Origin of the sequence: Streptomyces sp. NBC_00299 (assembly GCF_036173045.1) — a bacterium.
GTDB classification, from domain to species: domain Bacteria; phylum Actinomycetota; class Actinomycetes; order Streptomycetales; family Streptomycetaceae; genus Streptomyces; species Streptomyces machairae.
Map to the genome: position 1 here is coordinate 8,286,105 of NZ_CP108039.1, position 9,891 is coordinate 8,295,995.

Annotated in this window: 9 protein-coding genes; 7 read left to right on the forward strand and 2 right to left on the reverse strand. The window is 69.1% G+C overall.

Annotated features, from left to right (window positions below):
• Positions 1–4 precede the first annotated feature (4 nt).
• From OHT51_RS36960 to OHT51_RS36975, 4 genes are all read left to right on the forward strand, one after another.
• A complete protein-coding gene (locus tag OHT51_RS36960) occupies positions 5–856 on the forward strand; it encodes a 3-hydroxyacyl-CoA dehydrogenase family protein (RefSeq protein WP_328883244.1) in 852 nt (283 codons plus the stop codon).
• 26 nt (positions 857–882) lie between these two features.
• Positions 883–1,131: an acyl carrier protein gene (locus OHT51_RS36965; protein WP_030835555.1), complete on the forward strand. Its 249-nt coding sequence runs from the start codon at positions 883–885 to the stop codon at positions 1,129–1,131.
• An 85-nt stretch (positions 1,132–1,216) separates the two neighbouring features.
• Entirely contained in the window at positions 1,217–3,142 is a 1,926-nt protein-coding gene (locus tag OHT51_RS36970; RefSeq protein ID WP_328883245.1) for a CocE/NonD family hydrolase, read from the forward strand.
• Positions 3,139–4,392, forward strand: coding sequence for a hypothetical protein (locus OHT51_RS36975; protein ID WP_328883246.1), 1,254 nt, complete (start codon positions 3,139–3,141; stop codon positions 4,390–4,392). The genes OHT51_RS36970 and OHT51_RS36975 overlap by 4 nt, the downstream gene beginning before the upstream one ends.
• A gap of 99 nt (positions 4,393–4,491) precedes the next feature.
• Here the strand turns inward: OHT51_RS36975 and OHT51_RS36980 are convergent, their stop codons facing one another.
• Positions 4,492–5,085, reverse strand: coding sequence for a hypothetical protein (locus OHT51_RS36980; RefSeq protein WP_328883247.1), 594 nt, complete (start codon positions 5,083–5,085; stop codon positions 4,492–4,494).
• Positions 5,082–6,077: an aldo/keto reductase gene (locus tag OHT51_RS36985; RefSeq protein WP_328883248.1), complete on the reverse strand. Its 996-nt coding sequence runs from the start codon at positions 6,075–6,077 to the stop codon at positions 5,082–5,084. Before OHT51_RS36985 ends, OHT51_RS36980 begins: the two co-directional genes overlap by 4 nt.
• A 426-nt stretch (positions 6,078–6,503) precedes the next feature.
• On the opposite strand from OHT51_RS36985, the gene OHT51_RS36990 reads away from it, so the two are divergent.
• The 3 genes from OHT51_RS36990 (at position 6,504) to OHT51_RS37000 (ending at position 9,855) form a co-directional block, all read left to right on the forward strand.
• Positions 6,504–7,160, forward strand: a complete 657-nt coding sequence (locus OHT51_RS36990; protein WP_328883249.1) for a 4'-phosphopantetheinyl transferase family protein — start codon at positions 6,504–6,506, stop codon at positions 7,158–7,160.
• 653 nt (positions 7,161–7,813) lie between these two features.
• Positions 7,814–8,374 carry a hypothetical protein gene (locus OHT51_RS36995; protein WP_328883250.1) on the forward strand — a complete coding sequence of 187 codons (561 nt, stop codon included), beginning with the start codon at positions 7,814–7,816 and terminating at the stop codon, positions 8,372–8,374.
• 323 nt (positions 8,375–8,697) lie between these two features.
• On the forward strand, positions 8,698–9,855 hold the full coding sequence (locus OHT51_RS37000) for an acyl-CoA dehydrogenase family protein (protein WP_328883251.1): 1,158 nt from the start codon (positions 8,698–8,700) through the stop codon (positions 9,853–9,855).
• Positions 9,856–9,891: the final 36 nt, after the last annotated feature.

The window sequence follows — 9,891 nt, forward strand, 5'->3', positions numbered from 1 at the left end:
CAGCATGAACATCCGTACGGTGGGTGTCATCGGCGCGGGCACCATCGGCCGTGGAGTGGCACAGTCCCTGGCCCAGTCCGCGTTCGACGTGCTGCTGGTCGACGTGTCCGAGGAGCAGCTCGCCTCCGCCACGACACAGATCGGGAACGACCTGCGGCTGCAGGGCATGTTCCGCGCGGAGCGTCTGAAGGACGACCCGGCCCCCATCCTCGGCCGCATCACCACCGGCACCGACCTCGCGGCCCTGAGCGCCGCGGACTTCGTCGTGGAGAACGTCACCGAGAACTGGGACATCAAGCGCGACGTCTACGAGAAGATCGACAAGATCTGCCGTCCGGAGGTCGTCTTCGGCGTCAACACCTCCGCGGTGCCCATCACCCGGGTCGGCTCGGTCACCGAGCGTCCCGAGCGCGTGCTCGGGCTGCACTTCATGAATCCCGTGCCGCTGATGGACACGGTCGAGGTCGTCCAGGGCCACTTCACCTCGGAGCAGACCCTGGACACCGCGCTGGGGCTCCTGCGGGACCTCGGCAAGGAGGGCATCGTCGTCCAGGACGCGCCCGGCTTCGTCACCAACCGCGTCCTGATGCTGACGATCAACGAGGCGATCTTCTGCGTCCAGGACCAGGTCGCCACGGCCGATCAGGTCGACCGGATGTTCAAGGGCTGCTTCGGCCACAAGATGGGCCCGCTGGAGACCGGCGACCTCATCGGCCTCGACACGATCCTGAACTCCCTCACCGTCATGTACGAGAGCTTCCGCGACAGCAAGTACCGTCCCGCGCCGCTGCTCCAGCGCATGGTCGACGCCCGGCTGCTGGGCCGCAAGACCGGACGCGGCTTCTACACCTACTGACACCCACCCACACTGGAGGCAGAACCATGCAGAACGACGTGCGCACCCGGGTCCGGGAGTTCCTCGCACCGCAGCTCAACGGCCGCACCCTGGCCGACAGCGACGACATCTTCGCGCTGGGATACGTCAACTCGCTCTTCGCCATGCAACTGGCGCTCTTCGTGGAGCAGGAGTTCTCGCTCCAGCTCACCCCCGACGACATGGAGTTCGACAACTTCCGGACGGTGGACGGACTCGTCCGTCTCGTGACGTCGAAGACCGCGACGGCCGCGTGACCCCGAGGACGCCGTGCGCGGCCGTCGCCGACGGCCGCGCACGGCGTCCGTCCGCGGTGAACGGAGACACAGAAAGGCGTACGACATGACGGCGCGGACCGAGGACGTCGCACCGGGCCCCGACGCGGCCCACGCGTCCGTCGTCACCCTGCTGCTGCGGCTGCGGGCCTCGAACGTCCGGGTGTGGACGTCCGGCGGCCGACTGCACCACGAGGCGCCACCGGAGGGGCTCGACGAGAAGCTGCGCGGGCTCCTGGAGGAGCACGCGGAGGACCTGGCGGCCTACCTCCAGGCCGCCGACGGCGTCGAGTCCTCCACCCACTACGTCACGATGCGCGACGGCGTCCGTATCGCCGTGGACGTGTTTCGCCCCAAGCGGGACGGCCGGGTGGTCGAGGAGCCTTTGCCGGCACTCTGGTGCCACGACCGCTACCACCGCTCGGAGGTGGTGGACGGCGTGACCTGGACCAAGCTCGACAGCCGCCCCTGGCTGCGCCGGATCCTCGACGACGGCTATGTGATCGCCGCCGCCGACGCCCGTGGCACGGGTGCCTCCAGCGGCGTGCGGGGCATGGAGTTCGGCCCGGAGGAGAGCCAGGACGCCCACGAGATCACGGAATGGCTCGCCGCGCGGGACTGGTGCAGCGGGAAGGTCGGCATGTACGGCGAGTCCTACCTCGCCATGACCCAGTTCCTCGCCGCCGGCACCGCCCCGCCCAGCCTGAAGGCGATCTTCCCTCAGGTGGCGCTGTTCGACCTCTACTCGTTTCTCCGCCCCGGAGGGGCGTTCCGGCACGACTTCATCCGGAACTGGGGCGCGATGGTGCGACGGCTGGACACCGAGACCGGGGCCGCCCCCGTACGGGAGGACGCGGCGGCGGTGCGCGCGGCGGCTGAGGAACACCGGGCCAACACGGACGTCTTCGCCAGGGCCGCCGCGCTGCCCTGCCGGGACAGCCGGGGCGAGGGCGACGACGAGCAGCCGTACGCGCGGCAGAGCCCCTCCACCCACGTCGAGGCGATCGCCGCCGCGGGCGTGCCCGTCTACCAGCTCAGCGGCTGGCACGACATGTGGGTGCGGGACGCCTTCCTGTGGCACGCCAATCTCACCGGGCCACGCAAGCTCCTCGTGGGTGACTGGTCGCACAACGGCAGGGACGGCGTCGACCTGGCGGCCGAGCACCTGCGCTGGTTCGACCACTGGCTCAAGGGCGTCGACACCGGCGTCATGGACGAACCGCCCATCCGCTACCAGCGGCGCAACGCGCCCCCCGGCGAGGAGTGGCGCGACACGGACCAATGGCCGCCGGCCGGAGTCCGCACGACGCGGATGTACTTCGGTCCCGGCCCGGCCGTGCCCGTGTCCTCCGTCAACGACGGCACCCTGACGGACCGCGCCCCTTCGCGGCTCGGGGGCTTCGACGACCTCGTCGTCGACTACACGGCAACCTCCGGCACGGCGACCCGCTGGACCGACGGCTACGGCGGACCGTTCGGCTACGAGCCGATGACCGGCAACGACCGGACCGCCCTCACCTACACCACGGCCCCGCTGGAACAGGAGCTGGAGGTGACCGGACACCCGGTCGCGGAACTGTGGGTGACGTCGACCCACCTGGACGGCGACTTCTTCCTCTACCTGGAGGACGTCGACGGCGAAGGGGTCTCCCACTATGTCACCGAGGGAGTGATCCGCGCCTCCCACCGGGCGCTGGGCACCGCCCCGTACGACAACCTCTCACTGCCGTACCACCCGTGCGCGGAGCGGACCCGGGCCACGCTGCCCGAGGAGCCGGTGCCGCTGGTCTTCGACCTGCACCCGGTCAGCCATGTGTTCGCTCCGGGGCACCGGCTCCGGATCGCCGTCACGTGCTGCGACCGGGACAACGCCGAGACACGCGTGCACCACCCGCCGCCCGTCGTCCAGATCCACCGGAGGGGCGCGCACGCGTCCTTCGTCGATCTCCCTGTCCTCCCAGACCTCTCAGCCGCACAGGAGCAAGAGACATGACCGAGACCACCCGACAGGGCACCGAGCCGACGGGCGCCGGGACCGGGGAGTTCCACACACGCGTCGCGCTGCACACCCCGGTTGCCGGGCAGCTCGCCTCCGAGATCGAGCGCCGGCTCCTGTTCGTGTCGTCGCAGATCACGGGATACGAGCTGGAGACGGCCGACGGCGAGGTGCGCGGGGTGACCCTCCGCTCCGCCACCCCGCTCCCCGCGGACGAGCTCACCGAGAAGGTCAACCGGGTCGTCGACGGCGACGTCCGCAAACAGCGGACGACCCCACCGAAGTCGGTGTGGACCTCCTCGCACGACCGGGCGGTCGAGGAGGGGACGTTCGAACTGCTGGCGCAGGCGGGCGCGGTGACCGAGGCGGGCGAGGGACAGGTCGCCGTCGGCGAGCCGCTGCTGTCTCTGCTGGCGTACTTCGACCGGGCGGTGAAGCGGATCCTGGGCGAGGACTTCAACCCGACGGAGTACCGCTACCCGACGCTGATCAGCACCGAGGCCCTCGCGACGGCGGGCTACTTCGCCTCGTTCCCGCAGCACCTGATGTTCGTGACGCGCCTGCACAACGACATCGACGTGTACCAGGGCTTCCAGCGATCGTACGGCGAGACCGGCATCGACTCCACCGTCCTCGACGCCTGTCACAACGTGGACTACTGCCTGCCGCCGACCATGTGCTACCACACGTTCCACCAGTACCGGGGGCGAACGCTGGACGCCGAGGGGGTGCACGTCGTCACGGCCAAGGGCAAGTCCTTCCGCTTCGAGGCCGCTTACGCCACGACGATGGAACGGCTCTGGGACTTCACCATCCGGGAGATCGTCTTCATGGGACCGCGCGAGGACGTCCTCGCCTCGCGCGAGCTGTTCATGCGGAAGATCTTCGCGTTCGTGGACGAGCTCGGCCTGAGCGGTTTCTGCGAGGTGGGCAACGACCCGTTCTTCGGCGGCGAGGACACCTCCGCGCGGATCTGGTCGCAGCGGCTGATGGAGCTCAAGTACGAGCTGCGCCTCACGGTCGCACCCGGGCGGACCATCGCGGTGGGCTCCTTCAATTTTCACGACGACCTGTTCGGCCGGGGCTTCGGGATCGACTACGGCACGGAGGGCACGGCACGCAGCGCCTGCGTCGGGTTCGGGCTCGAGCGGCTCGTCTACGCCTTCCTGTGCCAGTACGGCCTCGACTCGGCGGGCTGGCCTGCCACCGTGCGCGAGGGAACCCGGGCCGTGGGCGGGGCGGTCTGACGGCCCCCCACGGCAGGCGACCGTGCCGCGAAGCCCCGCTGGGCCGATGCGCGGTCGCCTGCGTGGGCGGCCCGGCCGACCCGGGCGGTGCACCCGCGGTTAGTCCACCGCGAAGCGCAGTGCCAGCCGGGGGCAGGGAGCGTCAGCCTGCTCCTCGGAAGGCGGTCCCCACGCGGCGAGCGCCGACGACAGCTTTCCGCCGATGGATTCCAGATAACAGATCATGTTCACCGGATATCTGGTGTTGTCGAACATGTACCGGTCCATGGGTGTGGGGTCTTCGCTGATGGTGAGACCCCGTTCGGAGGGCGGCCCTATGCGGTGCCAGTCCGGATGCATATGGACGGATCCCAGTATGTCGAGTCCCTGGTGCTCGGCCTGCCGTTGTATCCGCAAGAGGTCCTTGGAACTGCACCAGAACCCCCGGCGGGTGTTCCTGTAGGCCGCTCCGAAGCATGCGGCGATGGTGCCGGAGAATTCCGCCACGGCGGTCGGGTCGCTCGCCCGCGCATTGGTGGCGAACTCGACCTCGGCGATATGGGCCACGCCGTCCTCGACGGTCCCGAGTAACAAGGCGAAACAGGACGGTGGTTCTTCCGGGGTGCATTCTTCGTACGCGCTGCGAGCCGCGCTTGTGAAGGATTTGAGGAAGTCGAATCCGATCAGGGCGGTGTGCGGGTGGGCAGAGGTCATGATGCCGCCGTGTCTCCAGTCGGTGCGCTGCGGTCCGTGCGGTCGGGTGTGAGGGCCCGGGAGGCCATGTCGAGCTCGTGCAGCTCGCCGGCGGACAGCCGCAGGGTCGCGCCGGGAAGAAGCTCCGCGAGTTGCCCGGTGGTCCTGCTGCTCGCGATCGGCGCGCTCACGGACGGCTGCGCGGCGAGCCAGGCCAGCGCCACCGCGCCGGGAGCGACGGCGTGGCCTTCGGCGACGCGGTCCAGGGTCTCCAGCAGGGCGCGCGCGTGGGGCCGGCTCGCGTACTGCCGTGCCGCGGCCCCCCGTACGCTCCCGGCAGCGGACGCCGCGTCGCGGTGCTTGCCCGTCAGGAACCCCTGCGCCAGCCCGAAGTAGGGCACGCAGGACAGGCCCTCCTCAAGGCAGAGGGGGAGCAGCTCACGCTCGAACGGGTCGCGGTCGGCCAGGTTGTAGGAGGGCTGCACCGCTACGAACCGGGCGACACCGGCCTTTTCGGAGACGGCGAGGGCCTCCGACAGCCGGTCCGCGGTGGTGTTGGACGCCGCGACATGGCGGACCTTCCCGGCCGAGACCAGGGCGTCCATCGCCGTCAGGGTCTCCTCGAGGGGGGTACCCGGATCGTCGGCGTGCGTGTAGTAGAGGTCGATCCGGTCCGTCCGCAGGCGGCGCAGGGAGTCCTCGACGGCTTGGTGGATCACCTTGCGGCCGAGTCCGGAAAGGCCCCCCTTGCGGCCCACCTTGGTGGCGATGACCACCTGGTCACGGACCTTCCGGGCGGCGAGCCAGCGGCCGATGACCGTCTCCGACTCGCCACCGTGGTTGCCGGGCGCCCACTGCGAGTAGGAGTCCGCGGTGTCGATGAAATTCCCGCCGGCCTCGAGGTAGGCGTCGAGGACGGCGAACGAGGTGTCCTGGTCGACGGTCCAGCCGAAGACGCTTCCGCCCAGGCAGAGCGGGAAGACTTTCAGGTCGGATTGCCCAATGGTAGCCATGGTCGCTCTCTGAATGCGATGTGCAATTCATCTTGGTTCGGTGAATACGGAGGCGTGTGCCCGTCATGGTGCGGGTGACGGTATCTCAGATAGCGAACGGACGAATACTCCGGCAGGTTCCCCCGATGGGCAAGGTGTACTGTCCAACTCGCCCTCCATGTCTGGAAAGTTGGCGTATGGAGTTGGGCACTGGATGAACGTCCGGCAGACGGGTGCTTCCCTTCTCGAAATCACTTGCCGAGGTCCGCCGGCTGACGTAGCGTGGCTCGGGCCGGGCGTGATCAAAAACGGCCGGTGTTCGTCGGCGGTTCGGCCGAAAGGTCTATCGCCGGTAATGAGGTCGCCCGTTCTTCGGGAATCCCGTACGAGGAGCGGCCTCAGGACGGGTGGGCGGCAGGGCCCACCGCATCGTGCGGGGGAGCGCTGATGATCGAAAAGCTGTTACCGGTTTCGGTGGCCGTGGCTGAGACGTATGACGACCCGCCCCACGCGCCCCTCCTGGGCGGGGAGCCCGAGGTCGTGAGCCGGGCACTGGAGAAGCGAAGACGGGAGTTCGCCGCCGTCCGCTGGTGTGCGCGAACAGCGCTCGCGGACCTGGGAGTCGGCCCCGTCCCCATCCTGCCGGGCGAGCGCGGCGCCCCCGTGTGGCCGGAGGGCTTCGTCGGCAGCATGACCCACTGCGACGGATACCGAGCGGCGGCCGTGGCCCGGGTGCGCGACGGTGTGCTCGCCGTCGGCGTCGACGCCGAGCCCCATGCGCCGCTGCCGGACGGGGTGCTGGAGGTCACGGCTGTGCCGGACGAGCGGCTGCGGATCGCGGACATGAGGCGCCTGGAGCCCGAAGTCAGCTGGGACCGGCTGCTGTTCAGCATGAAGGAGTGCGTCTACAAGGCGTGGTTCCCGCTCACCCGCAGATGGCTGGGTTTCGAGCAGGCGGACATCACCATCGAGTACGAGGGCACCTTCTCGGCCCGTCTGCTGGCAACCGATCCCGCTGTACCCGCCGACGGGTTCACCGGCCGGTGGCTGGTGGAGGAGGGGTTGATCGTCACTGCCCTCGCGGTGACGACGGCGCAGTCCTGACCGGCGCGTACCGGCGTCCGGGAAAGAGTGGGCTCGCCCTCTTTCGTGCATCGTCGGCTCGATGAGGAATGGTAATGCCTGTGTCATAAGCGGGGCGAGACGCCCTATTCGGTGGGATGGCGCGGCCGTGAGGGTGAGGGTGAGGGAGCGCGGCGGACCGGGAGTCCCTTCTCGGTGTCCGGCTCTGAATCCCTTGTAACGGGGTAGGCGAACGTGACGAATCAGGCCGGCGGGCCGGATTGCATGAACTCGACCATTCATGCTCATTTGATTCGCAGTTGCCAAGTCTAATCTTGTCGCGACCTCCGTCGTGACAGGAGGCCGGTTCTCCCCTTCCTCCTCCGCTCCTGCGGTATGCGCTGACAGTATGCGGTCCTGGGGTTTCCCCATGGTGTAGAACGGGAATCGAAGTGTCGAATGATGTGCAGCAGCGCTACCACTGTCACAGTTGCAAACGTGACGTTATTCGGATGCGGCAGGCCGGTCAGGGTCGGCTCCATGTGTGCGGAACATGTTTCGATCGGTTCAGACAGAATCTGACGTCCCTGCCGCGCCTCTACCGCCAGTGTGAGGAAATGCTCACGGTGTCGCCCCAGAAGGGCGAGAGGGTATCCCGTCAACTGGGTCGGGGAATTTCGCTCAATTCCAGCGCTGTGGAGGCCCGCGATGGTGTCCGGGCGCGTCTGCTGGCCTGGTCCGACCTGGTCGCCACCGAGCGGGCCTGCGCCGCCCCCGACCGGTCGGTCGAGGCCATGACGGCCTTTCTGCTCCGCCATGCCCAGTGGCTCTGCGCGCACACGGCGGCCGCCGATGCCGTCGCCGAGATCGACGAGACGGCGGCCAAGGCGAAGCGGGCCGCCTATCCCCACCGGACCCGCAAGTTCAGGGTCGGCCCGTGCGTCGAGCAGCAGTGCGACGGCTCCCTGGTCGCCGTGATCCAGTCCCACGAACAGCTCCTGCCGAGCGAACTGCGCTGCGACATCGACCCCGAGCACACCTGGCCCGCGCACCGCTGGCGCGAACTGGACCGGCGAGTGAGCCGGCAGAACTCCTCGGGCGGCGAGCGGTGGCTCACCGTCGTAGAGGTCTCCAAGCTGTGGGGCCTGTCCACCAGCAACGTCTACCGGCTGGCATCGGTGAACAGTTGGCGGCGCCGCGCGAACGGCCGCAGGGTCTACTACTACGAGGCCGACGTGCTCCAGTCCGTGGGCTGATGCGGGCCGTCAGGGCCGTGGGGGCGGCAGGCCGACCCTTGACTTCCGGTCCGGCGGCTAAGAATATGAAGACCAGACTGCACACGTGTCTGTGCAGGTCGCCCGACTGAACGGCCCAGCCGGCGGGTCGGGCGGAGCACCATCCCGGCGGTGACGCCGACACCGATGAGACGCCGAGCGATACCGCCTCGGCGCCCGGTGGCCCACCCCGTTTCCTTCCTCACTCCCACGAGCGTCATTCGACCGATGACGCTCGGCTCGCGCGCGTCCGATCCGGCGCGGCGCTCCACTCCTCCGCTCGTGACACAAGGTGGTGCTTGTTTGTGATCGTCCAATTGTCTCCGGACCAGCGGGCGGCCCGGAGCCGGTTCAAGCTCTTCGCCGAGAAGGAGATCCTTCCGCACGCCGCCGCGTTCGACGCCGAACAGGCGATCTCCACGGACGTGGTGCGCGCGCTCGCCGAGGAGGGCTGCCTCGCGGCGCCCGTGCGCGCGGACAACGGGGGCGGCGGCATGGACTGGGTGACGTACGGGCTGCTGAGCGAGGAGCTCGGCCGCGCGTGCCAGAACATCCGCAACTTCGTCGCGGTCGAGGACATGGTGGCCCAGGCGCTCGACCGCTGGGGGACCGCCGAGCAGCGGGACCGCTGGATCGGCCCGATCCTCCGCGGCGAGACGCTCGCCGCCTTCGCCCTCACCGAACCGGGCATCGGCTCCGACGCGGCCTCCATCGAGATGGACGCCGATCCCGTCGCCTCCCCGGACGGGCAGGACGGCTTCATCCTGCGCGGGAGCAAGAAGTGGATCAGCTTCGGCCAGATCGCGGACCTGTTCCTCGTGTTCGCCAAGGTGGACGGCAAGCACACCGCGTTCCTGGTCGAGCGGGACACCCCCGGCCTCACCGTCAACCCCCTCAACGGCCTGCTGGGCCTGCGGGGTTCCATGCTCGGTGAGCTTGTCTTCGACGACTGCCGCATCCCCGCCGGGGCACTCGTGGGCCGGCCCGGCATGGGCCTGACCTTCATCGCCTCCTCCTCCCTCGACCTGGGCCGCTTCAGCACCGCGTGGGGATCGGTCGGACTGGCACAGGCGTGCATGGAAGCCTCGGTCCGCCACGCCGACACACGCCACCAGTTCGGCGGGCCGATCAGCGACCACCAACTGGTGCGGCGGATGCTCGCCGACATGGTCACCGACATCACCGCGACCAGAGCCCTCTGCCACCAGGCCGGACTGAGCAAGGACCAGAACGAGGCGGACGCGGTCAACCTCACCCTCATGGCCAAGTACCGGGCCTCACTGCTGGCCAACCGGGCCGCCGCCGACGCCGTGCAGATCCAGGGAGCGCAGGGCATCGGCACTCCGGGCCAGGTGGAGCGGCACTTCAGGGACGCCAAGGTTATGGAGATCATCGAGGGCACCACCCAGATCCAGCAGTCCATGCTCGGCCAGTACGCCAGGCAGGTCGTCGGCCGCGGCTGACCACCGACCGGAATGTCGCACGGGCCGCAGATCCGG

What these genes read in the sequence shown, in the direction of transcription:
- OHT51_RS36960 (WP_328883244.1), top strand. Translation starts at nt 5, where the DNA reads ATGAACATCCGTACGGTGGGTGTCATCGGCGCGGGCACCATCGGCCGT.
- OHT51_RS36965 (WP_030835555.1), top strand. Translation starts at nt 883, where the DNA reads ATGCAGAACGACGTGCGCACCCGGGTCCGGGAGTTCCTCGCACCGCAG.
- OHT51_RS36970 (WP_328883245.1), top strand. Translation starts at nt 1,217, where the DNA reads ATGACGGCGCGGACCGAGGACGTCGCACCGGGCCCCGACGCGGCCCAC.
- OHT51_RS36975 (WP_328883246.1), top strand. Translation starts at nt 3,139, where the DNA reads ATGACCGAGACCACCCGACAGGGCACCGAGCCGACGGGCGCCGGGACC.
- OHT51_RS36980 (WP_328883247.1), bottom strand. Translation starts at nt 5,085, where the DNA reads ATGACCTCTGCCCACCCGCACACCGCCCTGATCGGATTCGACTTCCTC.
- OHT51_RS36985 (WP_328883248.1), bottom strand. Translation starts at nt 6,077, where the DNA reads ATGGCTACCATTGGGCAATCCGACCTGAAAGTCTTCCCGCTCTGCCTG.
- OHT51_RS36990 (WP_328883249.1), top strand. Translation starts at nt 6,504, where the DNA reads ATGATCGAAAAGCTGTTACCGGTTTCGGTGGCCGTGGCTGAGACGTAT.